This is a genomic window from Streptomyces sp. NPDC020192, assembly GCF_044388685.1.
Lineage (GTDB): Bacteria > Actinomycetota > Actinomycetes > Streptomycetales > Streptomycetaceae > Streptomyces.
In genome coordinates this window covers 52,413-79,147 of record NZ_JBIRXG010000017.1, presented here as the reverse complement: position 1 = coordinate 79,147, position 26,735 = coordinate 52,413, and the positions used below count along the sequence as shown (strand labels likewise).

Annotated in this window: 22 protein-coding genes and 2 pseudogenes; 14 read left to right on the top strand and 10 right to left on the bottom strand. The window is 72.2% G+C overall.

The features are described 5' to 3' along the window. The first annotated feature begins 30 nt into the window (after window positions 1-30). Window positions 31-1,767 carry a hypothetical protein gene (locus tag ACH47Z_RS29570; RefSeq protein WP_399079216.1) on the top strand — a complete coding sequence of 579 codons (1,737 nt, stop codon included), beginning with the start codon at window positions 31-33 and terminating at the stop codon, window positions 1,765-1,767. Here the strand turns inward: ACH47Z_RS29570 and ACH47Z_RS29565 are convergent. Further along, the gene (locus ACH47Z_RS29565; protein ID WP_399078974.1) at window positions 1,760-4,204 is read right to left on the bottom strand and encodes an NB-ARC domain-containing protein; all 2,445 of its coding nucleotides are present in this window, start codon (window positions 4,202-4,204) and stop codon (window positions 1,760-1,762) included. The genes ACH47Z_RS29570 and ACH47Z_RS29565 overlap by 8 nt on opposite strands. Before the next feature lie 105 nt (window positions 4,205-4,309). Further along, window positions 4,310-4,528: pseudogene (locus ACH47Z_RS29560) on the bottom strand (amidase); the annotation flags it as partial. Between the two features lie 191 nt (window positions 4,529-4,719). Between ACH47Z_RS29560 and ACH47Z_RS29555 the strand changes: the two are divergent. The 3 genes and pseudogenes from ACH47Z_RS29555 to ACH47Z_RS29545 all read left to right on the top strand — a co-directional run bounded on the left by ACH47Z_RS29555 (window position 4,720) and on the right by ACH47Z_RS29545 (window position 6,473). Next, window positions 4,720-5,817, top strand: coding sequence for a hypothetical protein (locus tag ACH47Z_RS29555; RefSeq protein ID WP_399078972.1), 1,098 nt, complete (start codon window positions 4,720-4,722; stop codon window positions 5,815-5,817). A gap of 240 nt (window positions 5,818-6,057) precedes the next feature. Next, window positions 6,058-6,243: pseudogene (locus ACH47Z_RS29550) on the top strand (protein-L-isoaspartate(D-aspartate) O-methyltransferase); the annotation flags it as partial. Between the two features lie 113 nt (window positions 6,244-6,356). Then, complete coding sequence (locus ACH47Z_RS29545; RefSeq protein ID WP_399078970.1) at window positions 6,357-6,473, top strand: hypothetical protein; 117 nt, start codon at window positions 6,357-6,359, stop codon at window positions 6,471-6,473. 5 nt (window positions 6,474-6,478) lie between these two features. On the opposite strand, the gene ACH47Z_RS29540 is transcribed toward ACH47Z_RS29545, so the two are convergent. After that, window positions 6,479-6,931: a YbhB/YbcL family Raf kinase inhibitor-like protein gene (locus ACH47Z_RS29540; protein WP_399078968.1), complete on the bottom strand. Its 453-nt coding sequence runs from the start codon at window positions 6,929-6,931 to the stop codon at window positions 6,479-6,481. 108 nt (window positions 6,932-7,039) lie between these two features. Between ACH47Z_RS29540 and ACH47Z_RS29535 the strand changes: the two genes are divergently transcribed. Further along, window positions 7,040-7,600: a nucleoside-triphosphatase gene (locus ACH47Z_RS29535; RefSeq protein WP_399078966.1), complete on the top strand. Its 561-nt coding sequence runs from the start codon at window positions 7,040-7,042 to the stop codon at window positions 7,598-7,600. Window positions 7,601-8,239: 639 nt separating this feature from the next. Here the strand turns inward: ACH47Z_RS29535 and ACH47Z_RS29530 are convergent. Then, window positions 8,240-8,662 (bottom strand): YjbQ family protein, encoded by a 423-nt coding sequence (locus ACH47Z_RS29530; RefSeq protein ID WP_399078964.1) that lies wholly within the window; start codon window positions 8,660-8,662, stop codon window positions 8,240-8,242. A gap of 413 nt (window positions 8,663-9,075) precedes the next feature. On the opposite strand from ACH47Z_RS29530, the gene ACH47Z_RS29525 reads away from it, so the two are divergent. From ACH47Z_RS29525 to ACH47Z_RS29510, 4 genes are all read left to right on the top strand, one after another. After that, window positions 9,076-9,978, top strand: coding sequence for an ABC transporter permease (locus ACH47Z_RS29525; RefSeq protein ID WP_399078962.1), 903 nt, complete (start codon window positions 9,076-9,078; stop codon window positions 9,976-9,978). Then, entirely contained in the window at window positions 9,951-10,733 is a 783-nt protein-coding gene (locus ACH47Z_RS29520; protein ID WP_399078959.1) for an ABC transporter ATP-binding protein, read from the top strand. Before ACH47Z_RS29525 ends, ACH47Z_RS29520 begins: the two co-directional genes overlap by 28 nt. A gap of 77 nt (window positions 10,734-10,810) precedes the next feature. Continuing rightward, entirely contained in the window at window positions 10,811-11,824 is a 1,014-nt protein-coding gene (locus ACH47Z_RS29515; RefSeq protein ID WP_399079213.1) for an aliphatic sulfonate ABC transporter substrate-binding protein, read from the top strand. 65 nt (window positions 11,825-11,889) lie between these two features. Beyond that, the gene (locus tag ACH47Z_RS29510) at window positions 11,890-12,969 is read left to right on the top strand and encodes an NAD(P)-binding domain-containing protein (protein ID WP_399078957.1); all 1,080 of its coding nucleotides are present in this window, start codon (window positions 11,890-11,892) and stop codon (window positions 12,967-12,969) included. Window positions 12,970-12,993: 24 nt separating this feature from the next. Here the strand turns inward: ACH47Z_RS29510 and mltG are convergent, their stop codons facing one another. Further along, a complete protein-coding gene (gene mltG, locus ACH47Z_RS29505) occupies window positions 12,994-13,851 on the bottom strand; it encodes an endolytic transglycosylase MltG (protein WP_399078955.1) in 858 nt (285 codons plus the stop codon). 43 nt (window positions 13,852-13,894) lie between these two features. After that, window positions 13,895-15,703: an ABC transporter ATP-binding protein gene (locus ACH47Z_RS29500; protein WP_399078953.1), complete on the bottom strand. Its 1,809-nt coding sequence runs from the start codon at window positions 15,701-15,703 to the stop codon at window positions 13,895-13,897. A gap of 114 nt (window positions 15,704-15,817) precedes the next feature. Here ACH47Z_RS29500 and ACH47Z_RS29495 point away from each other — a divergent pair, with 114 nt between their 5' ends. Further along, window positions 15,818-16,267, top strand: a complete 450-nt coding sequence (locus ACH47Z_RS29495; protein ID WP_399078951.1) for a MarR family winged helix-turn-helix transcriptional regulator — start codon at window positions 15,818-15,820, stop codon at window positions 16,265-16,267. A gap of 256 nt (window positions 16,268-16,523) precedes the next feature. On the opposite strand, the gene ACH47Z_RS29490 is transcribed toward ACH47Z_RS29495, so the two are convergent. The 3 genes from ACH47Z_RS29490 to ACH47Z_RS29480 all read right to left on the bottom strand — a co-directional run bounded on the left by ACH47Z_RS29490 (window position 16,524) and on the right by ACH47Z_RS29480 (window position 20,482). Beyond that, window positions 16,524-17,909: a cation:dicarboxylate symporter family transporter gene (locus tag ACH47Z_RS29490; protein WP_399078949.1), complete on the bottom strand. Its 1,386-nt coding sequence runs from the start codon at window positions 17,907-17,909 to the stop codon at window positions 16,524-16,526. Between the two features lie 166 nt (window positions 17,910-18,075). Next, the gene (locus ACH47Z_RS29485) at window positions 18,076-19,686 is read right to left on the bottom strand and encodes a peptide-N4-asparagine amidase (protein WP_399078945.1); all 1,611 of its coding nucleotides are present in this window, start codon (window positions 19,684-19,686) and stop codon (window positions 18,076-18,078) included. A gap of 52 nt (window positions 19,687-19,738) precedes the next feature. Continuing rightward, the gene (locus ACH47Z_RS29480) at window positions 19,739-20,482 is read right to left on the bottom strand and encodes a hypothetical protein (RefSeq protein WP_399078943.1); all 744 of its coding nucleotides are present in this window, start codon (window positions 20,480-20,482) and stop codon (window positions 19,739-19,741) included. A 312-nt stretch (window positions 20,483-20,794) separates the two neighbouring features. On the opposite strand from ACH47Z_RS29480, the gene ACH47Z_RS29475 reads away from it, so the two are divergent. From ACH47Z_RS29475 to ACH47Z_RS29460, 4 genes are all read left to right on the top strand, one after another. Then, on the top strand, window positions 20,795-22,600 hold the full coding sequence (locus ACH47Z_RS29475) for an ABC transporter transmembrane domain-containing protein (RefSeq protein WP_399078941.1): 1,806 nt from the start codon (window positions 20,795-20,797) through the stop codon (window positions 22,598-22,600). Continuing rightward, window positions 22,597-24,414, top strand: coding sequence for an ABC transporter ATP-binding protein (locus tag ACH47Z_RS29470; RefSeq protein WP_399078939.1), 1,818 nt, complete (start codon window positions 22,597-22,599; stop codon window positions 24,412-24,414). The genes ACH47Z_RS29475 and ACH47Z_RS29470 overlap by 4 nt, the downstream gene beginning before the upstream one ends. Before the next feature lie 540 nt (window positions 24,415-24,954). Further along, window positions 24,955-25,428, top strand: coding sequence for a DUF5709 domain-containing protein (locus ACH47Z_RS29465; protein ID WP_399078937.1), 474 nt, complete (start codon window positions 24,955-24,957; stop codon window positions 25,426-25,428). A 42-nt stretch (window positions 25,429-25,470) separates the two neighbouring features. Then, window positions 25,471-25,734, top strand: coding sequence for a type B 50S ribosomal protein L31 (locus ACH47Z_RS29460; RefSeq protein ID WP_399078935.1), 264 nt, complete (start codon window positions 25,471-25,473; stop codon window positions 25,732-25,734). An 80-nt stretch (window positions 25,735-25,814) separates the two neighbouring features. Here ACH47Z_RS29460 and ACH47Z_RS29455 read toward each other — a convergent pair whose 3' ends face one another. Continuing rightward, the gene (locus tag ACH47Z_RS29455) at window positions 25,815-26,609 is read right to left on the bottom strand and encodes a metal-dependent hydrolase (RefSeq protein WP_399078933.1); all 795 of its coding nucleotides are present in this window, start codon (window positions 26,607-26,609) and stop codon (window positions 25,815-25,817) included. Between the last annotated feature and the right edge of the window lie 126 nt (window positions 26,610-26,735).

The following is a 26,735-nucleotide window of genomic DNA, read 5'->3' as shown; positions in this document are numbered from 1 at the left end:
GAACCGGCTGACCGGTTCCCGGGGGTTCCGGTGAGCGGCGGTTTCCTTCGCGTCCCGGTAGGCCCCGACGCCCACCGCTGGCGTACGTTCCCCGCCGAGCGGACGCTCGTCGTCGCCGCCCGTACCGTCACCTCCACCGTGCGGGTCCTCGAGTCACTGCCCGCCCTGCTCCGTGACGACCCCCGGGTGAGCGTTGTCTTCGCGCACGACCCCACCTCCGCGTTCGCCGACGGGGTGCTGGACCTTCTCCGGACATCCGGATGCCGGGTCATGCCCTGGGAGCAGCTGGCGGACATCGGCGCCGATCTGATCCTCACGGCCAGCGAGAACGTGGACCTACCGGAGGGCGAGTGCCCGGTCCTGGTGCTGCCGCACGGCGTGGGCTTCCAGAAACGCGTGCCGGACGCGCGCGGGGCGCACGACCGGCTGTCCGGCCTGGTTCCCGACGCGCTGCTGGAGTCCGGCCGCGCCTGGCTCGCCGTGTCGCACCCGGAGCAGGAGCGGCAACTCCTCGCCGCCCATCCCAAGACCGCGGGGCGCACCCTGCTGCTGGGCGACCCCTGCTACGACGAGCTGCTCACCGGACGTATGCACGAGGACGCGTACCGGAAGGCCCTCGGTATCGCGGAGGGTCAGCGGCTCGTCGTGATCAGCTCCACCTGGGGAGCCACCTCCCTGCTCGGCCGGCACCCCGATCTGGCGGTCCGGCTCCTGGGCGCGCTCCCCCACGACCGCTACCGGGTGGCGGCCGTCGTCCACCCCAACGTCCGCTCCGCACACGGCGACTGGCGGATCCACACGCTCCAGGCGTCGGCGCTCGACGCGGGCCTGCTGCTGATGCCGCCGGTGCACGCCTGGCGCCCGGCGCTCGTCGCGGCGGACGTCGTGATCGGCGACCACGGCTCGGTGACCCTCTACGGTGCCGCCCTCGGCAAGCCGGTGCTGCTCGGCGCGTTCGGCCCCGACGCGGTGCCGGACACGGCGGCGGACGAGCTGGCCGCGGCGGCCCCGCGCCTGGATCCGGGCGGGGATCTGGCGGCACAGGTCGAGGACGTCGTACGCGACCACACCCCGGAACGGTACGCAGCGGTCGCGCGGCGGGCCTTCGCCGAACCGGGGCAGGCCCTGGCGCGGCTCCGTACGGCCCTCTACGACCTGCTGGACCTGCCGGAGCCGGGCTCCGCGCCCCCGCCGGACCTGCTGCTGCCCGTCCCGGAACAGGCCGCCGCGCCCGTCACCTCCTGGCTGGTCGTCACCGAGGTGAGTGAGGAGGCGGCCGGGCCGGTCGTGTCGGTGCGGCGGTATCCGGCACAGGCGCGGGCGTACGCGCACGGCGGGCCGGAGGCCGAGGAGGAGGGCCCCGACGCGTCGCCGGGCCGCTTCGCCCATCTCGCCTGCTCCGACGCGGAGCGCGACCGCCGGCTGCTGGAGAGCGCCTCGGCGATCGAACGGACCGACCCCGTCGGCTCCTCGGCCGAAGCGCTGCGCTGGATCCGGGACACCCTGGCGCGGCTGCCCGGCAGTCTGCTGGCGGCGTGCGCGGTGCGGGACGGCCGCCATCTGGTCGGGCTGCGCGACGGCCGGGTGTTCGAGGCGGCGGTGACCGGACGGGCGGTGGCATCCGGGCTCGCGGCGGCCGTCGTCTACGCCCTGCTCAGGCAGGGCCGGCCACCGAGCGGCGATGCGCTGCTGACGCTGCGCATCGCCGGGGTGCGGGACGAGGATGTCGTCCTGCGCCCGCGCCCCGCGTCTTCCGGCGTCAGCTGAGGTCGTCGTCCAGCCGCCGGCGCAGGTCGTCCGCGCGCCGGTTGCCGTTCGCCTCGTGGATCTCGAGGGCGCGGGTCAGCCACGCGCGCACCCGGTCCAGGTGGCGGCCGGTCCGCTCCGCGAGGTCGGCGAGGGCCTCGCGCGCGTCGGCCTCGTAGCTGTACGCACGCCGCTCCCTCAGGGTGTCGGCCGCCGTTTCCAGGTCGCGGAAGGCCTCGTCGAACTCATCGCGGTGGGCGCGGGCGCGGCCGAGGGCGAGGAGGGCGCGGGCCGCCATGCGCTCGTCGGGCTCGGGGAGGCCCAGCAGGTCCGCGCGCGCCCGGCCGAGCAGGATGAGGGCCTGCTCGTGATCGCCCTGGGCGTCCAGGGCCGAGCCGAGGAAGAGCAGGGCTAGCGCCTCGCCCCGCCGGTCCTGGGCTCGCCGGTTGAGGTCGAGACAGTAGCGGTACGCCGCCACGGCCCGGGCGGGGTCGTCGCGTTCGAGGTGGCGGCCGTGGAACTCCTGGACGGAGGCGCGCAGCAGCAACCGGTCGGTGGGCTCGGCGAGGGCGACGGCCCGCTCCAGTTCGGCACCGGCGCGGTCGTGTTCGCCGAGGTCCGTGAGCGGGCGGGAGAGCAGGCTGCGCAGCCGGGCCTCCCCGGCCAGGGCCTGCTCGGCGGTGCCTGCGGGGGTGGCCGGGTCGGCGGTGAGCGCGGCGGCGGCCTCGACGCCGAGGCTCAGGGACTCCTTCCAGGCGCCGAGGTAGCGGTGGTGCAGGAACAGCACGGTGAACGCCTCGGCCAGCGGCCAGGCCAGGGCGTACAGACGGTGGCGTACGGCGGCGCGCAGGACGGCGAGAATCGCCGGGCACTCGGCGTCGAGCCAGGTCAGCGGGGCGGGACCGGCGGGCGCGGAGAAGGGATCGGTGGCCCGCTCCAGCAGCTCGGTCAGGTCGGCGACGCGCAGTCGGTCCCTGCGCTGTGCCCGGTCGGCGAGGGCCGCGAGGACGAGGTAGTGCGTGGTGACCCGCTCGATGAGCGCGGTCTCCTCAGTGGGCCGCTCCTCCGCCACGGCGCGCTCGCGGGCGTAGAGGCGGACGAGGTCGTGGACGCGGTACCGCCCGTCGCGGTCGGTCTCCAGCAGGCTCGCGGCGGCCAGTTCGCGCAGCAGCCGCCGGGCCGTACGCCGGTCGACGCCCGCCGCGGCCGCCGCGACCGACTCGTCGAAGAGTCCGGCGGGCAGCCAGCCCAGCAGCCGGAACAACCGGGCCGGTCCGGGCGGCAGCAGCCGGTAGGACGGGCCGAGGACGGCTGACAGCGAGTACGTGTCGCCGGGCAGGGAGCCAGGCAGGGAGATACCCTCCAGCCGTTCGGCCTCGTCCTCCAGCTCCTCGGCCAGGTACGTCAGGCTCGGGGCGTCACCGGTGGTCAGCCGGGTCGCCACGATGCGCAGCGCCACGGGCAGTCCGCCGCACAGGTCCACGAGGCGCTCGGCCGCGGCGGTTTCGGCCGCGACGGTCTCCGCTCCGCAGTGATCGGTCAGCAGCGTCAGGCCGCCCTCGGCGTCGAGGGGTTTCAGGGCGATGAGTTCGGCGCCGTCCTGGGCGACGAGTTCGCCGAGCTTGTGCCGGCTGGTGACCATGACGGTGCTGCCGCGGCCCGTGGGAATCAGTGCGCGCGCCTGGGAGGCCATGGTGACGTTGTCGATGAGGACGAGCATCCGCCGGTCACGGGAGTGGGTCTCGTACTGCCGCCTCAGCTCGTCGAACTTCTCGGAGATGTCGGCGTCGCTGCCCAGCAGCGCCCGCAGGATCGAGGCGAGGGCCTGTGAGGTCACGGCGTGCCCCATGGCGGCGCCCACGGCGGACTCGTCACGCAGGGCGGCGTAGTCGACGTAGAAGAGGCCGTCGGGGAAGCGGGCGCGTTCCTTGTCCGCCCAGCGGCAGGCGATCGCGGTCTTGCCGACGCCGGGGAGCCCGGCGAGCACCGCGAGGCCGACCCGGTCGGGCCCGCCGCACAGCGCGTCCATCCGGTCGAGTTCGGCGATCCGGTTGCTGAACGTGCCGGTCAGGACGGGGAGATGGTCGGGCTGGGCGCCAGGCGCCGCCGGTGCGGCCCCGGGGACGTCGAAGGCGATGTCGTACGACGTTCCCGGCAGCACCTCGGCGAGCAGCGGGCGCAGTTCCTCCGCCGCCTCGGGGTCGTCCTCGAAGATCCGGACCAGGCGCCGCTCCAGATCGGCGGCGACCCGGTCGGCTGCGCTCCGCTCGTCACCCTGCTGCCGGGCCGACTCCAACTCCTCGCGGACGGCGTCCAGTTCGCCTTCCGCCCCGCGCCGGGAGAACCAGCGGGTGATCCGCCGGCTCCCGTGCTTCATCTTCAGCCAGGCGTCCGCGACCACGAGCCCGACCAGAGCCGTGGCCCCCTGAGCGGCGAGCGTCCCCAACTCGGCTTCCACCAAGCCCCCTTCACGTCGTCCAGCGGCACCGGGACAGGCGCGGACCACGGTAGAAGGATCTTCCCCGGATTCCCAGTCGCCCACGCCGTTCCACCCGCTTCAGCCAACAGCCGACGGCCGGCCCTCGAGGGACCGGCCCGCTGGTACAGCGGTGGCGGGCAGGCCTGGCATCGTGGCCACACCGGCCCAGACGAGCTGGTCGAGGTACGGCTAATCGACGCCGTCGATGTCGATCCGGCGTTCCCTCGGATCCGGTTTGTGGTCCTGCGGGAACGCGGGAGTAGGCGTGATGGGACACACCACGGCGTCCATCCGGCTACGGAGCCCAGTTGATCAGCGGCCTGCCGTCCCGGCCCGCGGATTGGCGGTGCTGGACGGCCTGGCCGCCGCCACCATGCTCATGATGGGCCGGCTGCTGACCGCCCCGCGTTCCGCACCGTTTTGCGATCGTCGAGCTCCATCGCCCCCGGAGCGCGCATCATCGAAGGAAGGGAGACCATCGACGAGGAGTGGCGATGAGGTTGTCGTTCCTTGAACCCCTCTACGCGGAGCCTGGCCCGTTCGCCTCCGTGTACCTGGACACCTCCCGAAACGTCGAGCATCCCGACCGGGCGATCGCGCTGCGCTGGCAGCGGCTGCGCGAGAGTCTGTCCCGTCAGGGCTCGGACCGGGCGCTGCTGAACGCACTGGAGGAGGCGGTCGGCGCCGACACAGAGGTGCCGGGGGTGCACGGTCAGGCCATCTTCGCCGCCCACGGCGCGCTCGTCCTGGACGGGGAGCTGCCCAGGCCGCCCGAGCACGACTCCGCGCGCTACAGCACCCTGCCGGACGCGATGCCCCTGGTCACCCAGCACCTTCCGGAGATCCCCTACATGGCCGTAGTCGTCCGCTACGGCGGCCTTCCGACCGCGGAGACCCACGGCTGGGTGACTCTGGAGGCGGAGACCGGCACCTGGCCCGCGTCCACCGTCACCCCGGGTGAGCGGCTGCACTGCAGGGTCGCGGTGGCGACCTGGCACCGCACCTCCCTCCGGCTCGGTCACCGGCTGGACGAACGGGCGCGGCGCGCCCATGCCGACGCCGTCGTCGTGGGCGGGGACGAGTGGGCGTGCAACGTACTGATCCGCCGCCTGCCGCACACCCTGCGGGACAAGGTCGTACGCGTGGGCGGCCGGACCCCCACCGACACAGGACGCGCCCTGTTGGAGTCGCAGCTCGACGGCGTCTTCCGCGGCCGCATGGCCGCGCACGACCGGGAACTCGTGGACATCTTCATCGGCCGGCGTGCTCTGGACGGACCCGTGACGGAGGGGCTGGCCGCCACCGTCGCCGCCCTCCAGCGCGGCCAGGTCGCGGCACTGCTGCTGAACCGGCCGCCAGGGTCTGCGCTGCGGCTCTGGGCGGGCTCCCAGCCCACTCAGCTCGCCCTGACCGAGGCGGAGCTGATGTCCTTCGGCGTGCCGGCCCCGCGCGAGGAACGCGCCGACGAGGCCCTCGTCCGGGCCCTCGTCGGCACCGGTGCCGAGCTGGTGGTCGTGCCGGAGAGCGAGCTGAGGCTGTACGAGGGCGTGGGCGCCCTGTTGCGGTACGCCGACCCGGGGACCCCGTCCTGACGCCGACGCGCTGCGCCTCCCGTATCACGGGTCGCCCCTTGCGCCCGACCGCCCCGAGTGACGTTTCGGTCACCCCGCCCAAGACCTGGGCGGCAGGCGTGCCAGCGGTGGTCAACCCGCTGCGGCGCTCCCTGGAGCAGACAACGGTCCGCCGTACGGCGATGACAGTGATATCAACCTCAACCAGACCAAGGGCTTCGACTGCCCGGGCTGCACCTGGCCGAAACCGCACCCCGCTCAATGGCCCATGAAGGGACCCCCGAGGACCTGGTCCGCGCGGCCCACACCGTGGGCGTGCCCCCCGGCCTCACCGGAGACGAACAGGTCCTGGAGATCGGGACCGGATACGGCTGGCAGACCGCGCTGCCGGCCCGCTTGGCCGCGTGCGTCGTCAGCGTCGAACGCCGGCTCGACCCGGTCGACGAGGCCCGCCTGCGGCCGGCCGGGCAGGGCGTCGGCAATGCCGAGGTCGTACTCGGCGACGGGCCGGGCCCCTCGGGATGCCGACCCGTGCCCTGTACTGCGCGGCCTTCCCGCGAGTGCCTGAGCCGCTCGCGGATCAGCTCCGCACCGGTGGCCCGCTCGTCCAGCCGATCGGGCAGGGCGTGCAGGAGCACGTCGAGCTGTACGGCGCCTACGGCTACGACCAGCGGTGACGCGCTCAGCGCTGATAGATCCCGACCAGGGTGCCGGAGGCCAGCTCCCTGCCCTTCAGGGCACGGTGCACGTCCTCGACGCCCGGGTGGTCGTGCAGCGGCAGCGGCTCGGACAGGGCGTACAGGCGGAAGAAGTAGCGGTGCGGCCCATGCCCCGGTGGAGGCATCGGCCCTCCCCAGCCCACGCGGCCGAAGCCGTTGGGCCACGGCAGACCCCCCTGGGGCTTCTGGCCCTCCGCCGCCCCGGTGGTCCCCGGATCGATGCCGGTCACCAGCCAGTGCAGGAAGGTCGTCCCCGGCGCGTCCGGGTCCTCGCACAGGAGCACCAGCTCCGTGGCCTCGTGAGGCACCCCCGACCAGGTCAGAGGCGGTGAGATGTTCTCACCCTCCCCGCTGTACCGACGGGGGATCACCGTTTTGTCGTCGAACGCGGTGCTGCTGAGTTCAATTCCGCTCATGCGCGGCGCCATACCCGCAACGGCGGTTCCGGCACCGGTCTGCACCCCAAAACCCTCGCTCGGCCGAGCCCACGGGCCACCTCCGGAAGCGGGGGTGAAGATGGCAGTGTGCCGACAAGGATCCTGCTCGAGGGCCGCCCTGGCGCGGGCAAGACGACCGCCCTGCGTCGGCTGGCCGCGCTACTGCCCACCCACGCGGTCACCGGCTTCACCACGGAGGAGATCAGGCAATCCGGCGCCCGCGTCGGTTTCGCCCTGGAGACCCTGGCAGGACGACGGGAAGTGCTCGCCCATGTCGACCTGCCCGGTCCGCCACGGGTAGGGAAATACGGCGTCGACCTGGGCGTCATGGAACGACTGGCGCTGCCGTCGCTTCGGCCGGCAGCAACCGAGGAGGCAACAGGGCGGCTGGTGCTCATCGACGAGCTGGGGCGGATGGAACTGGCGTGCACGGCGTTCCGGCACGCGGTCGACGCGCTGTTCGTCGCCGAGGTCGACGTCGTCGCCACGGTCCACGCGCACCGCGATCCGTTCACCGACGCCCTGAAGCGGCGCACCGGCATCGAGATCATCCAGGTCACTCCGGCAAACCGTGACGTCCTGCCGGGGGAGCTCGCGGCCAGGCTGCAGCAGCCCCGGACGCGCGGAAAGCCTCTCTCTCACGGATGAGAGACCGGCCTTCGACCTGCTGAAAGCAGAGTCCGGGCGACAGGATGTGAAGTCGCCCGGTCGGTGCGACCGGCGGCGCCCACTACCAAGGGTCAGTGCCTGCCCACCGAGTACGCGGCCGGCATCGCCTTCACCCCCCGGTTCGGCGCCCGCCCCTCCCCTGCCGCCCTGCTGTGCCGCCCGACACCCCCGGAAGTCATGGGGGCGTCTCAGGGACGGCGGCGATCCCTCACGCCAGGTACGGGATCCGGTGCGCGGAGACACCCGCGATGTTGATGCGCCCCGAGGCAGCTTCGCAGCCTGCGCCACCACACCGGCGCGCCCGCCCTTGCCGCTTTGGCGACTGCCGTCGTCATAGCGGTCGCCGCCCCGACACGATCCGCGTCGATCCCCCTCCCGGCACGAGACTGAGGCTCCATCCGTTCGGAGCCATCTGGAAGCCCACCCGCCCCCGAACCCCCTCCAGGTCAGGCGAGACCACCCGGGGCCCATCTATGACCGGCAAAATCAGCAAGCGGTCGCGGGCTCAAATCCCGCCGCCCGACCGCGCCAGGGAACATGCGGTCACGGACTAATCCCGCAGGGACCAAGGGGCATTGGGTGCGACGGGAATTCGACGCTACGGTTCCGGCACGTGCATCAGGCGAGGAAGCTCAGCCGGACCTTGCGGTCGGGATTGTCCTTGTTGGTGTCCACCAGGCAGACGGACTGCCAGGTGCCCAGTTCCAGGCGTCCGCCGATGACGGGCAGGGTCGCGTGCGGCGGGACGACGGCCGGCAGGACGTGGTCGCGGCCGTGGCCGGGGCTGCCGTGGCGGTGCTGCCAGCGGTCGTCGGCGGGGAGCAGGGTGTGCAGGGTGGCGAGGAGGTCGTCGTCGCTGCCGGCGCCCGTCTCGATGACGGCGATCCCGGCGGTGGCGTGCGGGACGAAGATGTTGAGCAGCCCGTCGCGGCCGGCCGCCGCCTCGCGCAGGAAGTCGTCGCAGTCGGCGGTGAGATCGACGACCCGCTCCCGGGAACCGGTGGAGACGTGCAGCGTACGGGTGGTGAAGGCATCAGGCATGCCCCCATCCTGACCCATACGCCGGGCTCCCCCCTCGATGGCGCGACCGCCTGCCGATATCCGAGGTCCACAAGGCGAGACACCATTGACCGTGGACCGCCCATCTGACTACGTTCTGCCGCATGTTGCGTTCAGCCCTGCTCACCACGCGCGGTCACATCGACCTGCTGTGGGTGGCCTCCGCCGCGTGTCGCCGCGGCTGCTGACGCCCTTTTCCGCTTCACCTTTCCTCCTTCCGGCACGCTCCGCCGTCGCTCTCGTACGCCCGTAACCGGCCGGTCTCGGACATCCGTGACCAGTCACTGAGACGGGGCTGACGCGGCGATGGTCCGCCATTCGCCGTCCGCCCCCTCCCCGCTCCTCCCTCCCCGCGTTCACCCCCACCCGCTCACCCCTCCCCTCCCGGAGCATCCATGAGCATCAGCCATGCCCCACCCAACTCTCCCGAACCCGACATTTCGGGTATATCCAAGTCCGAGGATCCCGGAACGGGACACTCGGACCACGCCGCCCTCGACCTCCAGCCCGTCGTCCCCGCCTCCTCCCGCTCCCTCCGCATCCCGCGCTGGCTGCGCCGTACCGCGGGCCCGATCCTGCTGCTCGCCCTGTGGCAACTCCTCAGCGCCACCGGTGTGCTGACGGCCGACGTGCTGGCCTCGCCGGGACGGATTGCGCAGGTCGGCCGGGATCTGATCAGCGACGGCGCGCTGCCGTCGGCCATGGGGACCTCCCTCCAGCGCGTCGCACTCGGGCTGCTCTTCGGGACCCTGACCGGCACCGGACTCGCCCTGGTCTCCGGGCTGTTCCGGATCGGTGAGGACCTGGTGGACGCGCCGGTGCAGATGCTGCGCACGGTGCCGTTCGTCGGTCTCATCCCGCTGTTCATCATCTGGTTCGGCATCGGCGAGGCCCCGAAGATCGCCATCATCACGCTCGGCGTGACCTTCCCGCTCTATCTCAACGTGTACGCCGGCATCCGCGGCGTCGATACCCAACTCATCGAGGCCGGCGAGTCGTTGGGCCTGTCCCGGTGGGGGCTGGTACGGCACGTCGTACTTCCGGGCGCGCTCCCCGGCGCGCTGACCGGGCTGCGCTACTCGCTCGGCATCGCCTGGCTCGCGCTGGTCTTCGCCGAGCAGGTCAACGCCGACGCCGGCATCGGCTTCCTGATGGTGCAGGCGCGGGACTTCCTGCGGACCGACGTGATCGTGGTCTGCCTGATCGTCTACGCCTTCCTCGGCCTGCTCGCCGACTTCATCGTCCGCTCCCTCGAAAGGCTGCTGCTGCAATGGCGACCGACGTTCACCGGCCGGTGAGCCCCACGGGCTCCACGCGGTCCTCAGGATCCACGCGGCCCACTGTGTCCTCGGCCGTGCATGTCGAGGGGCTGACCCGCTCCTTCGACGGCCGTACGGTCATCGACGATCTGCGCCTCGACATCGCGCCGGGCGAGTTCGTCGCCCTGCTCGGCCGCAGCGGCTGCGGCAAGTCGACGCTGCTGCGCATCCTCGCCGGCCTCGACCGGGACATCGAGGGCACCGCGCTGGTCCCGCGCCGCCGGGCCGTGGCCTTCCAGGCGCCCCGGCTCATGCCCTGGAAGAAGGTGTGGCGCAACATCCTGCTCGGTCTGCCCGGCAAGCCCGAACGAGCCCTCGCCGAACGGGCGTTGGACGAGGTCGGCCTCGGCCACCGTGTCGGCGCCTGGCCGAGGACCCTCTCCGGCGGCGAGGCACAGCGCGCCTCCCTCGCCCGCGCCCTGGTGCGCGAACCCGATCTGCTGCTGCTCGACGAGCCGTTCGGCGCCCTCGACGCGCTCACCCGGATCAAGGCCCAGCGGCTGGTCGGGGAGTTGTGGCAGCGCCGCGGCTGCGCGGTGCTGCTGGTCACGCACGACGTCGAGGAGGCCGTCCTGCTCGCCGACCGCGTCCTGGTGATGGACGGCGGCCGGATCGCCCACGAGCAGCGCATCGACCTCGTCCGGCCGCGCGAGATCACCGACCCCCGCTTCGCCGCACTCCGCGCCGGCCTGCTGGAACGGCTCGGCGTCAACACCGCTGCCGAAGCCGCCTGACCTCCCCTCGAAATCCCCGCACTCCCCCTCCCTCGACATCCCCGCCCTCGAATCTCCCGCTCATGAACGGAACCGTCATGCGACGACGACTCGTCCCCGCCGCAGTTCTCCTCCCCTTCGCGCTCCTGCTCACCGCCTGCGGCGGGAACTCGTCCGCGAGCACCGGCAGCGACACCGACGGAAAGGGCTCCGTCACACTGAACGTCGGTGACCAGAAGGGCGGTTCGGAGGCCATCCTGCGCGCCGCCGGCGAGCTGAAGAACCTGGACTACAAGATCAAGTGGTCCACCTTCACCTCCGGCCCGCCACTGCTGGAGGCGGTCAACGCGCAGGCCGTCGACATCGGCGGCGTCGGCAACACCCCGCCCGTCTTCGCGGCCGGTGCCGGCTCGAAGATCTCGGTCGTGGCGGCCTGGCACGGCACCTCCAAGGGCGACGCGATCCTCGTGCCCAACGATTCCAAACTGACCGCGCCGGGCCGGCTCAAGGGCAGGTCGATCGCCGTGGCGCAGGGTTCGTCCGCGCACTACGAGCTGATCGCCTCGCTCAAGGCGGTCGGGCTCAGCCTGGCCGACGTCAAGGTCAAGTACCTCCAGCCGGCCGACGCGCTCGCCGCGTTCACCTCCGGCAAGGTCGACGCCTGGGCGGTCTGGGACCCGTACACCTCCCAGATCCTGCGCACCAGGCAGGGCCGTGTACTGACCACCGGCGAGGGCATCACCAACGGGCTCACCTTCCAGGTGGCCGCGCCCTCCGCGCTGAAGGACCCGAAGAAGGCCGCCGTCATCAAGGACTACCTGGCCCGGCTGCGGCGGGCGACGGCCTGGGTCTACGGCCATCAGGAGGAGTGGGCCAAGGTGTGGGCCAAGGACACCGGCCTGCCGTACGACGTGGCCCTGGACTCGGTGCAGCGGACCAACTCCACCCGGGTCGCGGTCGCCGTCGACAAGCCGCTCGTCGCCTCCGAGCAGCAGATCGCCGACGTCTTCACCGAGTTGAAGCTGATCCCGCAGAAGGTGAGTTTCGGGGACTTCGTGGACACCCGCTTCAACGCCGGCCTTCCCCCGTCGACCACACCGGCCAAGGGCTGAGCCAGGCCGAGGACGGCCCCTGGGCATCCGGGAAGATCCAGGCCCACCCCCCGGTTAGTAGAAGCGTGAACGAATCACGCGAGGTCGAGGTAGTCGTCATCGGCGCTGGTCAGGCCGGGCTGTCCAGCGCCTACCATCTGCGGCGCACCGGTTTCGAGCCGGACCGTGACTTCGTGGTGCTCGACCACTCCCCCGCGCCGGGCGGCGCCTGGCAGTTCCGGTGGCCCTCGCTGACGTACGGCAAGGTGCACGGAATGCATGCGCTGCCCGGCATGGAGCTGACGGACGCCGATCCCACGCGGCCGTCGGCGGAGGTCATCGCTGAGTACTTCGACCGGTACGAGCGCGCCTTCGACCTGCGGGTACGGCGGCCCGTCGACGTGCGGGCCGTCAGGGAGGGGGACGGCGGCCGGCTGACCGTGGAGACCTCGGCCGGCACGTGGTCCACACGGGCGCTGATCAACGCGACCGGCACCTGGGACCGGCCGTTCTGGCCGCGCTATCCCGGCCAGGAGACGTTCCGGGGGCGGCAGTTGCACACCGCGCGGTACGCCGGTCCCGAGGAGTTCGCCGGGAAGCGGGTCGTGGTCGTGGGCGGCGGCGCCTCGGGCACCCAGCATCTGCTGGAACTCGCCCCGTACGCCGCCGCGACCACCTGGGTCACCCGGCGGCCTCCGGTGTTCCGCGAGGGGCCGTTCGACCAGGAGGCGGGCCGTACGGCGGTCGCGCTGGTCGAGGAGCGGGTGCGCCAGGGGCTGCCGCCGCGCAGTGTGGTCTCGGTCACCGGACTACCCCTCAACGACGCCATCCGGCAGGGCCTTGCGGACGGGACCCTGGACCGGCAGCCGATGTTCGACCGGATCATCCCGGACGGCGTGGAGTGGAACGACGGACGCCGTGTCGACGCCGACGTGATCCTGTGGGCCACCGGGTTCCGGCCCGCACTGGACCATCTCACCCCGCTGCGGCTGCGTGAGCCGGGCGGCGGGATCCGGGTCGAGGGCACCCGGGCCGTCGCCGATCCACGCGTCCATCTCGTCGGCTACGGCCCCTCCGCCAGCACCATCGGCGCCAACCGGGCCGGACGCGCGGCCGTCCGGGACATCAGGCGGCTGCTGGCCGAGGAGCAGCCGGTCGCCGCGTGACGCCCTGCCGGCCCGGCGGACGGCTCAGTGGGCCGAGGGCTGCGCCGACACCGTGGACGGCCCCTGGCCGGCGCCCTGGTGGAGGGCGTTGAACGCCGCCACGTTGCGCATGTGCGTCGCGTAGTCGGCGGAGAAGCGGGTGTCGCCCGGCTTGACCGTGACGACGTACAGCCAGTCGCCCGGCGTCGGGTTGAGCGCGGCACGCATCGCCGCCTCGCCGGGGTTGCCGATCGGCGTCGGCGGCAGGCCCATGCGCTGACAGGAGTTGTACGGGCTCTCGATGCGGGTGTCGTCCTGGCTCGTGCGGACGGTGTTGCGGTGCAGGGCGTAGTTGACGGTGGAGTCCATCTGCAGCGGCATCCCGCGCTCCAGCCGGTTGAAGACGGCCCGGGCGACCTTTCCCATGTCCGCCTTGGTCGCGGCCTCGGCCTGGACGATGCCGGCGATGGTGACGGCCTGGTAGACGTTCATCGCGTCGCGCTGCGCCCCGGCGGCCGGCGGCACCGCGCCGAACCTGCTGTCGGCGGTGGCGACCATGGAGCGCAGCAGGGACTCGGGCGTCGCTTCCATCCGCAGGGGGTACGTCGCCGGGAAGAGACAGCCCTCCGGGTTGCCCTCGGCGCCGCTCGGCAGCTTCAGGCCCGCTGTGCCCAGGGACTTGCGGGTGCTGCCCGGGGGCAGTTCGAGGGCCTTGTCGATGGCGTCGTACACCTGGCTCACGCACCAGTCCTCGGGGATGACCAGCGTGGCGGGCCGGGTCTCCTCGGGGCCGCTGTCCAGCGTCAGCAGCGGCACCGCCACGGCGGTACCGGCCACGACGAGGACGAGTCCGCCCCGGCGTGTCAGTCGAATCGTGCTCCGTGGCGGGATGTTCGTCTGCATGCGGGAACACCCATACGCACAACCCCCCAATTCCGGCATATTTTCAGCTTGTCGGCTCCAGTTGCGCGTCCCGGCGCACCAGGGCCGCGTACCGCCCGTCTCGCTCCAGCAGTTCCTCGTGCGTGCCCCGTTCGGCGACGCGGCCGGAGTCCAGGACCACGATCTGGTCGGCGCCGCGGATCGTGGACAGACGGTGGGCGATGGTGATCGTCGTACGGTCGGCGGACAGAGCGTCGATGGCTTCCTGGACCGCGGCTTCCGTACGGGTGTCGAGCGCGCTGGTCGCCTCGTCGAGGATGAGGACCGGCGGATCGCGCAGGATGGTGCGGGCTATCGCCAGGCGCTGCTTCTCACCGCCGGAGAAACGGTGTCCGCGTTCGCCGACGACCGTGTCGTAACCGTCGGGCAGCGCGGCTATGTGGTCGTGTATCTGCGCCGCCCTGGCCGCCGCGTGCAGTTCCTCGTCGGTGGCGTCCGGCTTGGCGAAGCGCAGGTTGTCGGCGACGGTGGCGTGGAAGAGGTACGTCTCCTGCGAGACGACGCCGACCGCGCGGGCGAGGGTGTCGAAGTCGAGGTCACGGACGTCGACGCCGTCCAGGGTGACGCGGCCGCCGGTGACGTCGTAGAGCCGGGGCACCAGATAGCCGAGGGTGGACTTGCCGGCGCCGGTCGGGCCGACGACGGCGAGGCTGCCGCCCGCGGGCACGGTGACGTCGATGCCGTCGATGACGGGACGGGCCCGGTCGTCGTTGTCGTATCGGAACTCGACGTCCTCCAGCCGGACTTCGCCCTTGACCAGGTCGAGATGGACGGGCCGCTCGCGCTCGGTGATGTCGATCGGCAGGTCGAGGTACTCGAAGATGCGCTGGAAGAGCGCGAGGGAGGTCTGGATCTGGACGCCGGTCGCGAGCAGGCTCACGGCCGGGCGGAACAGGCCCTGCTGGAGCGAGACGAAGGCGACGATGGTCCCGAGCGAGACCTTGGGACCGCCGAACTGCAGGGCCAGGCCCGCGGTCCAGTAGATGACGGCGGGCATCGCGGCCATGACGATCGTGATCACAGCCATGCGCCAGCGCCCCGCCATGTTCGACCGCACCTCGAGGTCGACCAGGCGCTCCGACTCCTCGGCGAAGGACGCGGTCAGCGAGTCCGAGCGGCCCATGGTGCGGCCGAGCAGGATGCCGCTGACCGAGAGCGACTCGGTGACCGTGGCGGCCATCGCGGCCATCTGCTTCTGCCGCTGCGTGGTGATCTTCTTGCGTTCGTTGCCCACGCGGCGGCTGATCCACACGAACACCGGCAGCAGGAGCAGCGAGACGATCGTGAGCCGCCAGTCGAGGGCGATCATCGCGACGATGGTCGCGACCACGCTGGTGACGTTGGAGACCAGGGAGGTGGCCGTGGAGGTGACGGTGGCCTGCATACCACCGATGTCGTTGGCTATGCGGGACTGCACCTCACCGGTACGCGTGCGCGTGAAGAAGGCGAGGGACATGCGCTGCAGCCGGCCGTAGACGGCGGTGCGCAGGTCGTGCATGACGCGCTGGCCGACGGTGGTCGAGATCAGCGTCTGCAGCACGCCGAAGACGCTGGAGAGGACCGCGCTGAGGATCATGCCGAGCGCGAGCAGGCTCAGCAGGCCGGTGCGGCCCTGGGGGATCGCGACGTCGAGGGTCTCCTTCAGCAGGAACGGCGTGGCCACCGAGACCAGCGAGGAGGCGCCGACCAGCAGGCCGACGATCGCGAGCCGCCCGCGATAGGGACGGAAGAGCTTCAGGATGCGGCGCACCTGCCGGGGCTGTTCCTTGGCGTCGGCAGGCGGGGTCCAGGACGTTTCACGGTCGGGATGCATGGGCTCCTACGGAGGTGAACGGGCGCCGGCCAGGGATCGGCCGACGATGACGAACGGATCGTAGCTCATTGTTACCTATACTCACAATGAACTGCATCCTGATATTGTTCCCGCATGAGCACCCCAGACTCCGACGGCCTGCTCGCCGAGCAGTTGCTGCGGTTCACCCGCCGGGTGCACCGCATCCAGAAGCGCCATCTGGAACAGCGCGACCTGGGCGTCACCCCGGCCCAGTCCCGCCTGCTGCGCACCCTCGCGCACTACCCCTCTCCCCCGCGTATGGCCGACCTGGCCGAGCGCCTGGAGGTGGTGCCGCGTGCGGTGACGACGCTGGTCGACGGGCTGGAGGCGAGTGGGAAGGTGCGGCGGGCGGCGGATCCGGCGAACCGGCGGGTGACCCGGATCGAGCTGACCGACGAGGGGCGCGCGGCCCTGCGCGAGCTGCGCGGCGCCCGCCGGTCGGCGGCCGAGGAGATACTCGCCCCGCTGACCGAGAAGGAGCGCGAGGTCCTGGGCGTCCTGCTGGACACACTGATCGACGGGGCGACGACGAAGAGCTGCTGACCGCGGCGCCTGCCTCCACCGGCACAGAGCGCCGCCGACCACGCCGATCCGCATCACCGGGGCACGCCGGTGACGGCCGCACGCGCTCGCCCGCTCCATCGGCAAGCGCCGCCCAGGGCCGAACCACTCCGCCCTTACCGGCAAGCTCCGCTGACGACCGTACCGCCCCGCCCCGCCGGCACGCACCGCTGACAGCCCAGCGGCCCCGCTCCACCGGACGGGCGGAGGGGGCCGCGGGAAGCGGACGGACGCGGTGTCACCCGGCCTCGGAAGCGGGTTCCTTCACGGTCGGCCGTACCGGCACCCCGGACTCGGCCTCCCGGCTCTCCCGCTCCGCCTCCGGCACGAAGGCGATCTCCCCGTCCAGCACCTTCTTCGCCCGGACGGTGTCCAGCGCGCCCTCCCAGCGGGAGACCGCGAAGACGGCGACGCAGTTGCCGAGCAGGTTGGTGGTGACCCGCATGGAGTCCATGATCCGGTCGACGCCGAGCAGCAGGGCGACCGCTCCGGCGGGGACGACGCCCAGCGAGGTCGCGGTCGCGGACAGCGCGAGGAAGGCGGAACCGGGCACGCCCGCCATGCCCTTGCTGGTCAGCATGAGCACGAGGACGACCGTGATCTGCTGACCGAGGCTGAGATCGACGCCCACCGCCTGCGCGATGAAGAGGGTGCCGATGGACAGGTAGATCGAGGCGCCGTCGAGGTTGAAGGAGTAGCCGGTGGGCAGCACCAGGCCCACGGCGTCGTCCCGGCACCCGGCCTGCCGCAGCTTCTGCATCATGCGCGGCATCACGGTCTCGCTGGAGGCCGTGCCGAGGGCGAGCAGCATCTCCTCGCGGGTGTAGCGCACGAACTTCCACAGGCTCAGCCCGCTGACCAGCCGCAGCGCGACCGCGAGCAGCACCAGGAACAGGGCGGCGACGGCGTAGCACAGGACGATCAGCTTGCCGTAGGTCTTGATCACACCGAGGCCGTACTGGCCGACCAGGTGGACCATCGCGCCGAACACGGCGAGCGGGGCCAGCCGCATGACGAAGCCCACGACCGCGAAGACGACCTCCTGCGCCTGCTCGACGGCCGGCAGGATCCGCGGGACCTTGGTATGGCCGAGGTGGAGCAGCGCGGCGCCCACCAGGCAGGCCAGGACGAGCACCTGGAGGAGCGCGTTGTCGGCGAAGGCGCCGACGAAGCTGTTCGGCAGGGCACCCAGGACGAACTCGGTGGTGGACGGCAGCGCGCCGCCCTGCGTCTGCTTGTCGAGCGCCGAGGCGTCGAGCCTGGAGGCGTCGACGTGCATCCCGGTGCCAGGGCCGACGAGGTTGGCGGCGGTCAGGCCGAGGAGCAGCGCGGCGGTGGAGGCGACCTCGAACCAAATCAGGGCCTTGAGCCCGATCCGCCCGAAGGCCTTGAGATCGCCGGCCTTGGCGATGCCGACGACGACCACACAGAACACCAGCGGTGAGATCACCGCCTTGATCAGGCGCACGAAACCGTCGCCGAGCGGCTGGAAGGCCGTGGCCGACTCGGGCCACAGCCTCCCGACGACGATGCCGAGCACGAGTGCGCAGGCGACCTGCGCGAAGAGGGAGGTACGCAGTATGCGTGCGACGCGTCGCGGCAGGGACGGTACGGACTGCGGCACGGGCACTCCTAGGGGACGTCGACTCGCGGAAGCCGAGCGGGACTTCTGCGATACGGAAAGCGTCTTCCGTGTCGATCACTCTGGAGGTGCCGTTGATCCCTTCGGAGACGCCCGTGTCACAGCCGTGTAAATCACGCCACGCGTGGCCCGTCCGACCTCGCCGCGCTCAACAACGCCGGCGATCCTCCGTCAGCACCCCCTGAGCCGTGGCCAGTGCACGGTCGTAGCAGCCGTCGGAGCCGTACAGCCGGTAACGCTCGCTCGATGTGCCCACCGCGTGCCGCTGGTCACGTGGGACGTTGATCGTGTACGCCGCGTCGCCGCTGTAGGTGTCGTCGAGCCGGGACCACGCGGTGCGCCGGCCGTCCTGTCGCTCCGTCACGGACGCGCGGTCGCCCAGTGTCAGCACCGTGCGCAGCCGGTTGTCCGTGCCGATGGTCGTCGCGCCGTTCATGGTGTACGTCCGCTGCGTGTCCGTCGTCCGCGCGGGGCCGTGTCCGCCGACGGTGACCGTCTCGTCGTCGGTCCAGGTCGCGTCCAGGCCGTCCGTGTTCTCGCCGTCGGTCCAGCGGTGCACGGAGGTGTCGGCGAGCGTGCGGGTGACGGTGGTGGTCACGCGGCCGTGCGAGGTGTCGAGGTATCCGGAGACGGTGAGCCGGTGTCCGGCCTGGGTGTTCACCCGGTTCTCCGCACCCGGCGTGTAGGTGGAGGAGTTGGCGATGTCCGTCGCGTCGTCCGTGGTGAGCGCGCCGGTGACCTGGGCGCGGTGCGCGTCCTGCCAGACCAGTACGTTCACCGGCGCGCTCCAGCCCGGCTGCCCCGCGGGCACACCGACGACCGAGACGTCGACGCGATGCGGCCGGCCGTCGTCGAGGAGGCCGGCGAAGGGCGTGAGGTCGTACTGGATGGGGCGTACGTCGAAGGCGCCCGGCGCGGGGATCACGTACCAGAGGAAGGGGTCGGACCAGCCGCCGGTCCAGACGTTCGGGAACGGCGCGGCGATCCCGGCGAGCCGGCCGTCGACCTTGATCTGCACCTCGCGGTAGGGGCCGTGGTCGGCCTTGCAGGAGTACGACGCCGGGTCGGCCACGGTCAGGTACCAGAACTCCTCGCAGCCGCCGCCCGAACCGGTCGCGTACACCTCGGCGACGATCCGCTCGCTGTTGCGCGGGGCGGTGAGGGTCGTGCCGTCGGGCGTGTCGGCGAGCGTGAGAACGCGGTCGGGGGTGCGCTCGGCGGGACGGCCGGCGTAGAAGGTGAGCGTCACATGCACGTCGATGACGCCGGTGTACGTGTCGTCCACGACATTGCCGATCAGCATCTCGACGTCCCGCGCACTGCGGAAGGTGTCGCTGTAGCGGGTGACGTCCTTCTCGACGTGCCACTCGATGCCGTCGGGCGAGGGCTCCGGGGTGGAGGTGCGCAGGATCTCGACCCCTCCGACGTGCAGATAGCCGAGCCGGTCGTACTGACGGCCCTTCACCTTGCCGTCCAGGCGCAGCACGACCTTGCTCCAGTGGTCGCCGCAGCCCTGGGGCGGGGTGTACGTCCCGCGATAGGGCGTGAAGTCACGGAACTGCGCGTCGGCGAGGGTGACCTGGCAGGACTTCGTGTGCGGACGGTCGACGGGCGGTGCCGCGGTGACCGGGTCGTGCCAGTCGGTGCCGAACTCGGCCGGGATGTCGGCCGCTTGGGCGGCAGCGGCACCGGTGCCGAAGAGCGCGCTCGCCAGGAGGGTGACTCCGGCGAGCATGGACATGACTATCCGTCTTCTCATGGCCCGTGTTCTACGGGGCGTCGGGCCCGCCCCGCAATGACGCCTCGTCGCCTCAGGCGCGCAGTTCCTTCCTGTCCCCCATCACCATCACCGGATGCCGGGCCGGGTCGAGCGTGCGCAGCAGGAACTCCATCGCCTCCTCGGGGACGCTGACACAGGCGGCCGTGCCGTCGCCATGGTCGAGGTGCAGCCAGACGCCGCCACCCTTGTCCTGACCGTCGGGGCGCGTGGGGTCGTGCGGAGGCGTGCCGGGCAGGCGGTTGTAGTCGATGGCGATGACGTAGTCGAAGACGTGCTCGTACGCCTCGGTGTCGATCGTCGGCGCGTAGGCGTTCTCATCCTGGTCGTACGGCAGCAGGCTGCCCGGGTCGTCGAGCACGCCGCCCGCGTCGGAGAGACCGAACACGCCGACGGGACTGCGCTCGTCACCCGAGCGATGCTCCGTGGTCCAGCCGTTCCGGCCATTGTGGCCGGCCCAACGGGCCACCCGCCGCCACTCCGGACCCTCCTTCGTGTACAGCACGACCGTGGAGTCGGGAGAATCCTCGCCCCTGCCGTACACCGCGACGACCTGGCCGGAATCGCCGGGGATCCGTCGGTGCAGACGGTCGCCGACGCCCGGGATACGGGTCGGGTCGGTCGCGGGGAGGACCGGCACGACCGGGCGGCGGGGCCCCTGCGCACCCCCGGTGTCGGCAGGGCGGGATATGTCACCGCCGCACCCGGACAGGGTCGTCAGGAGAGTCCCGAACGCCGTCACCGCGACCGCACATCGCCGCACACTGCAGATCTCCACCCGTTCATCGTCGCATCACACATCGATCGATAATGTGACTATTACTGGCATTTCACCGGGTTGGCTGACAGCGTCGCCGCGGTGACCTGTGCGGAACGGGGTCACTCGGCCGCCGACACCGGCCGGCTTGCCGGTGCGGGCGTCGGCATCGGCCGAGGTCTCGTGGCCCGATGGCCGGAAGCCGGTGGATGCGGCGGATCCGCCGGGAAAACCGTTTGAAATCCACCGCCCTGCGACGCGAACCTTTCACGGCTTGCTGCCGCTTCTCCCCCTCCCCCTCTCCCCCTCCCTGACACGAGCCACTGGGACGTCATGCAGATTCAAGACCTTCCGTATTCCGATCCGGGCGTCCCGGACGTGCGTTCGGGTCCCCGCTTCCTGTGGTGGCTCTGGCGGAACCAGCTGGGCGGGCAGCTGAAGTCCCTCGCCTGGGGCCTGTTGCACTTCGTCTCCGTCTCCGCCCTGCCCTTCTGCGTCGGCCTCGCCGTACAGGCGGTAGTCGAATCCTCCGGCACCCGACTCGCCCTGACGGGCGGTCTGATGCTGCTGTGCGGCACGGGAATCGCCGTCGGCGACACCTTCCTGCACCGGACCGCCGTCACCAACTGGATCACCGCCGCCGCCCGGGTCCAGCAACTGCTGGCCCGCAAGGCCGCCGAGCTGGGCTCCGCCCTGACCCGGCGGGTCGCGGCCGGCGAAGTCGTGGCCGTCTCCACCGGCGACGTCGAGAAGATCGGCTGGTTCGTCGAGGCGGTCTCCCGGTTCACCGCGGCCGCCCTCACCGTTGTCGTGGTCGGTGTCGGCCTCCTCGTCTACCAGCCCGCCCTCGGCGTGGTCGTCGCGGTCGGACTGCCCGTCGTGGCGCTCGCGGTGCTGCCTCTGCTGCCCCGGGCCACGCGCCGCGCCGACGTCCAGCGCGAGAAGGCGGGCCGCGCCACCGAGCTGGCCTCGGACACCGTCGCCGGTCTGCGTGTGCTGCGCGGCATCGGCGGCGAGGAGCTGTTCCTCGACCGCTACCGCCGGGCCTCGCAGGAGGTACGGCACGCTGCGGTGCACAGTGCCCGGATGTGGTCCCTGATCTCCGCCGTCCAGGTGCTGCTGCCCGGACTGCTGATCATCGCCGTCGTCTGGCACGGCACCCATCTGGCCCGCCAGGGCCGGATCACGGTCGGTGAACTCGTCACCGTGTACAGCGCGGTCATGATCCTCAACTACCCGCTGCGGCACTTCGAGGAGATCGCCATGGCTTACTCCTTCTCCCGTCCGTCGGCCAAACGGGCGGCCCGGGTGCTGTCGCTGAAGCGGGCCACGGCCACCGACGGCACCCGCGAGGCCGAGGTGCCGGCCGGGGATCTGCACGACCCCGAAACCGGTCTGCTGGCTCCCGCCGGCCGGCTCACCGCCGTGGTCTGCGGCGACCCCGACGCGGCGGGCAGGCTCGCGGAGCGGCTGGGCGGCCACCCCACCGAGCCGGGCCGCTCGGTGCTGCTCGGCGGTGTCGCCCTGGACGAACTCCCGCTGGACAGCGCCCGCAGCGTCGTCCTCGTCCAGGACAAGGACCCGGTGCTGCTGTCCGGCACGCTGCGCGAACTGCTCGACGTGCCCGCCTCCGGAGCCGTACCGGCCGCGGACGCGCTGGCCGCGGCGCAGTGCGACGACGTCCTGGACGCGCTCGTCCAGGGATCGCTGGACGCCGCCGACCCGATGGACGCCCGCATCACCGAACGCGGCCGCTCCCTGTCCGGCGGCCAGCGCCAGCGGCTCGCACTGGCCCGGTCGCTGGTCACCGACCCCGAGGTGCTGGTGCTGGACGAGCCGACCTCCGCGGTCGACTCGCACACCGAGGCCCGGATCGCGGACGGGCTGCGGCGGCTGCGCTCGGGCCGGACGACGGTGGTGTTCACCTCCTCGCCGCTGCTGCTCGATCGCGCGGACCGGGTCGCCCTGGTCCACAAGGGCGAGGTCGTGGCGGTCGGCGTGCACCGTGAACTGGTCGACAGCGAGCCGCGGTACCGGGCCGTGGTGACGCGCGAGACGGACGAAGAGCTGGCCGCGGCCGACGAAGAGGTCCTGCTGGACACCCTCCAGGAGCTGGACGAGATCGAGGAGAGCGCATGATCGGCGTTGCGCCACCGGCGTACGACCCGGCGGCCCCGACGACCGCCACCACCCTGCCCGTCGGCGCGGCCGCGACCGTGCGCGCCTACGTCACCGAGCTGTTCCGACGGCATCGGCGGGCCTTCCTGATGCTCATCGCGGTGAACACGGTGGCCGTGATCGCCTCCATGGTGGGCCCCTACCTGCTCGGCGGCCTGGTCGAGCGGGTCTCCGACCGGTCCCGTGGCCTTCAACTCGACCTGACCATCGGGCTGTTCATGCTTGCGCTGGCCGTGCAGGCCGTGTTCGTACGGCAGGTGCGGCTGCGGGGGGCGGTGCTCGGCGAGCGGATGCTGGCCGACCTGCGCGAGGACTTCCTCGTCCGGTCCGTCGGACTGCCGCCGGGCGTGCTGGAACGGGCGGGCACCGGCGACCTGCTCTCCCGGATCACGACCGACATCGACCGTCTGGCCAACGCGATGCGCGAGGCCGTGCCGCAGCTGGCGATCGGTGTCGTATGGGCGCTGCTGCTGCTCGGCGGGCTCGTCGTGACGGCTCCTCCGCTGGCGGCCGCCGTGCTGCTCGCGGTGCCGGTGCTGGTGGCCGGGTGCCGCTGGTACTTCAAGCGGGCGCCCTCCGGCTACCGCTCCGAGGCCGCCGGGTACGCCGCCGTGGCCGCCGCACTCGCCGAGACCGTGGACGCGGGCCACACCATCGAGGCGCACCGCCTGGGCGCCCGCCGCGTCACCCTGTCGGAGCGGCGGATCAGGGAGTGGACGGCCTGGGAGCGCTACACCCTGTGGCTGCGGTCGGTACTCTTCCCGGTCATCAACGCCGTCCACGTCACCGTGCTCGGCTCGGTCCTGATGGTCGGCGGCGTGTTCGTCCTGCACGGCTGGCTCGGCGTCGGCCAGCTGACCACCGGGGCCCTGATCGCGCAGATGCTCGTCGACCCGGTAAACCTGATCCTGCGCTGGTACGACGAGGTGCAGGTGGCCCAGGTGTCGCTGGCCCGTCTGGTCGGGGTGCGGGACATCGAACCGGACGCCGGGGACGCCTCGCTGGCCCCCGACGGGCGGGACGTGTCCGCCGAGCGGGTGCACTTCGGCTACCGCGAGGGCGTCGACGTGCTGCGCAAGGTCTCGCTGGAGGTCGCCCCGGGCACCCGGCTGGCCCTGGTCGGCCCCTCGGGCGCGGGCAAGTCCACGCTGGGCAGGCTGCTCGCCGGGATCTACGCACCCCGGGACGGCAGGATCACCCTGGGCGGCGCGGAGCTGTCCCGGATGCCGGCCGAACGCGTCCGCTCGCACGTCGCCCTCGTCAACCAGGAGCACCACGTCTTCGTCGGCTCCCTGCGCGACAACCTCCTGCTGGCCCTCCCCCACTCTCGGCTCCGCTCGAGCGGGGGGACCCCCATCGGTGCGCACGACGCCGAGCTGTGGGCGGCCCTGGGCGCGGTCGACGCGGACGGCTGGGCGCGGGCCCTGGACGACGGCCTGGACACCGAGGTCGGCTCCGGCGGTCTTGCCCTGACCCCGGCGCAGGCCCAGCAGATCGCGCTGGCCCGGCTGGTGCTGGCCGATCCGCACACGCTGGTCCTGGACGAGGCGACCTCGCTGCTCGACCCGCGCGCGGCACGCCATCTGGAACGCTCCCTGGCCCGCGTCCTGGACGGCCGCACCGTGGTCGCCATCGCCCACCGCCTGCACACCGCCCATGACGCCGACGTGATCGCCGTCGTGGAGAACGGCCGCATCAGCGAGCTGGGCAGCCATGACGAGCTGGTCACGGCGGACGGCGCGTACGCGGCCCTGTGGCGGTCCTGGCACGGGTGAGGATCCGCCGGGCCTCACGGTGACCGGTACGGCGGCGGATGATCTGTCGCCGGTGCCGGTCACCCCGGTCACGATGTTCGCGGCGGCCGACCCGGTGATGGCGCGGGCCAGGGGGACCACGGTGCCGCGGCTGTTCGGGATGCGCGGTACCGGGGTGCCTTCGACCGCCGTAATACGGGGCGGCCGTACCGTGGCCGACCGGCCCGGCGCGGGGGCCGCCACAGCCGGAGGGCAGGCCGGCCGGGTCTCGGCAGCCGGGCCCGCCCTGGGCACTGCCCCAGCCGAAACGAGACGCCGCCGGGTTCCGGCGACCCGCATCGCGGTGGGCCCTGCCGGGGTGCCGTACCCGTGCGCAGGCCATTGCCGGGGGCCGTGCCGTTGCGCGGTGCCGATCCGGGGTGGAAGGCTGGAGAGCGGCACCGGTTCGGGGAGCGCCGGCGGACCGTCCGGTTCGCGGTGTGTGACACCCGTGCCGCGCATGCCGGCGGCCCACCGCCCGTTGCGGTGGCATGCGGCCGTCCTCATCACCCGGAGGTACTCGTGGACAGCGCCGACAGCTGGGGGGACGACGTCTACCAGCCCGATTCCTCGGAGATCCGGGAGGACTCGGGGGTGCTCGACGTCGAGGACACACTGGACTTCGACGGCGTCGACGACCCGCTCGACCGAGGCTGGTCCCCTCCGGAGCGGCCGTGGGCGGTGGAACACACGGGTGTGACGGCGGCCGAGCGCCAGGCGGGCGAGACCCTGGACCAGCGGCTGGCCGAGGAACAGCCCGATCTCGACCTGCCCGGCGGCGGGGACGACATCGGCGACTGCGACGGCACCGACGGGGAACTCCTGGACAACGAGGTCGGCAACCTCCGCTCCGGTCGCCTGGTGGCCCCCGACGAGGGGGCACACGAGGACGACGAGGCCGCGCTGGTCGCCACCGACGTCGGCATCGACGGCGCCGCCGCCTCCGCCGAGGAGGCCGCGATGCACATCGTCGACGAGGACTCCCTGTCCGGCTGACCCGCCCGCCCCCGGCCCGACCGCCCCGCACGAGGAGCCGCCATGCAGCAGGACAAGCACCCCGACTACCACCCCGTGGTCTTCCGCGACCGCGCCGCCGGATACGCGTTCCTCACCCGGTCGACCGCGCAGAGTGAACAGACCATCGAGTGGGACGACGGCGAGAGCTACCCGGTGATCGACGTGGAGATCTCCTCGGAGAGCCACCCCTTCTACACGGGCAAGGCCCGCACGGTCGACACCGAGGGCCGCATCGCCCGCTTCGAGCGCCGGTACGGCGGAGCCGATTCGGGCGAGGCCCGCTGAGCGGAGGCGATCACTCGGCCCCTGCGGGCCGGAGCGGCGGGACGGACCACAGGGACCGCCCCGCCGCCGGAGCCGCCGGGTCAGATCACGTTGAGCGCGGCCGCGCAGCCCACGCCGCCGAGCAGCATGAACACGGGCATCAGCACCTTCAGCTCCACCCAGCTGCCGGCCCGGAACCGCATCGCCTTCGGCGGTCCCACCGGGTACCAGCGCCTGCGGCCCACCGGGATGGGCCACAGGACCGGGCAGCCGGACACGGTCAGCGCGTCCCCGAGGTCGTGCACCAGCGCGCCTAGCACGATCGGCAGGCCCAGCCACAGATACCGCTGGTCCGGCGCCGTGAACAGCCAGTCGGAGCCGTTGCCGGGCTTGTCCAGGATCCCCGCGAGGATCCACGCGCTGGTCGCCGCCAGCAGCCAGACCAGGACATCGCTGCTGGAACCCCGGGCCGCCCGCCACAGCAGACCCTCGATCGCCAGCACCATGTGCACGAAGAGGATCGCCAGCACCGCCCAGCGGCCGCCTGCGACCGCCGCTGCCGCGCAGCCTGCGCCGAGCAGCACCGCCCACAGCCAGGTGTGCGTCAGCGTGCGGTGGCCACCGTTGCGGCGAGGGTCGCCCTTCATCCTGGTCGCCTTGTAGACGGCGTAGGACAGCTTGTCCACGATCTCGCAGATCCAGTGGGAGATCGGACCGAAGGAGCGCGAGATGGTCGCCGCCTTGTGGTCGAGGTCCGGGGCGAGTGCCGCACCGGCGCAGATCAGCGCGCCGACGAGGACAACGGGCCAGGGCATCGGGTGCCCGGCCGCGGCGGCGGCCGCTCCGACGCCGAGCCAGGCCGCGGCCCCCGACAGTGAGTGTGCTGGTCCCATCATGGCCGCTTCCCGCCCCATTCCTCGTGTGCCGCTGTCCAGTTGACCCGGCACGCTGACCCTCCGTCGGCGACACAGCGTAGCTGCCATGATCTTCGTCCCCACAGCCGATTCCCCTCTCGGGGACGA

What these genes read in the sequence shown, in the direction of transcription:
- ACH47Z_RS29555 (WP_399078972.1), top strand. Translation starts at nt 4,720, where the DNA reads ATGAGGTTGTCGTTCCTTGAACCCCTCTACGCGGAGCCTGGCCCGTTC.
- ACH47Z_RS29540 (WP_399078968.1), bottom strand. Translation starts at nt 6,931, where the DNA reads ATGAGCGGAATTGAACTCAGCAGCACCGCGTTCGACGACAAAACGGTG.
- ACH47Z_RS29530 (WP_399078964.1), bottom strand. Translation starts at nt 8,662, where the DNA reads ATGCCTGATGCCTTCACCACCCGTACGCTGCACGTCTCCACCGGTTCC.
- ACH47Z_RS29525 (WP_399078962.1), top strand. Translation starts at nt 9,076, where the DNA reads ATGAGCATCAGCCATGCCCCACCCAACTCTCCCGAACCCGACATTTCG.
- ACH47Z_RS29520 (WP_399078959.1), top strand. Translation starts at nt 9,951, where the DNA reads ATGGCGACCGACGTTCACCGGCCGGTGAGCCCCACGGGCTCCACGCGG.
- ACH47Z_RS29515 (WP_399079213.1), top strand. Translation starts at nt 10,811, where the DNA reads ATGCGACGACGACTCGTCCCCGCCGCAGTTCTCCTCCCCTTCGCGCTC.
- mltG (WP_399078955.1), bottom strand. Translation starts at nt 13,851, where the DNA reads ATGCAGACGAACATCCCGCCACGGAGCACGATTCGACTGACACGCCGG.
- ACH47Z_RS29500 (WP_399078953.1), bottom strand. Translation starts at nt 15,703, where the DNA reads ATGCATCCCGACCGTGAAACGTCCTGGACCCCGCCTGCCGACGCCAAG.
- ACH47Z_RS29495 (WP_399078951.1), top strand. Translation starts at nt 15,818, where the DNA reads ATGAGCACCCCAGACTCCGACGGCCTGCTCGCCGAGCAGTTGCTGCGG.
- ACH47Z_RS29485 (WP_399078945.1), bottom strand. Translation starts at nt 19,686, where the DNA reads ATGAGAAGACGGATAGTCATGTCCATGCTCGCCGGAGTCACCCTCCTG.
- ACH47Z_RS29475 (WP_399078941.1), top strand. Translation starts at nt 20,795, where the DNA reads ATGCAGATTCAAGACCTTCCGTATTCCGATCCGGGCGTCCCGGACGTG.
- ACH47Z_RS29470 (WP_399078939.1), top strand. Translation starts at nt 22,597, where the DNA reads ATGATCGGCGTTGCGCCACCGGCGTACGACCCGGCGGCCCCGACGACC.
- ACH47Z_RS29460 (WP_399078935.1), top strand. Translation starts at nt 25,471, where the DNA reads ATGCAGCAGGACAAGCACCCCGACTACCACCCCGTGGTCTTCCGCGAC.
- ACH47Z_RS29455 (WP_399078933.1), bottom strand. Translation starts at nt 26,609, where the DNA reads ATGATGGGACCAGCACACTCACTGTCGGGGGCCGCGGCCTGGCTCGGC.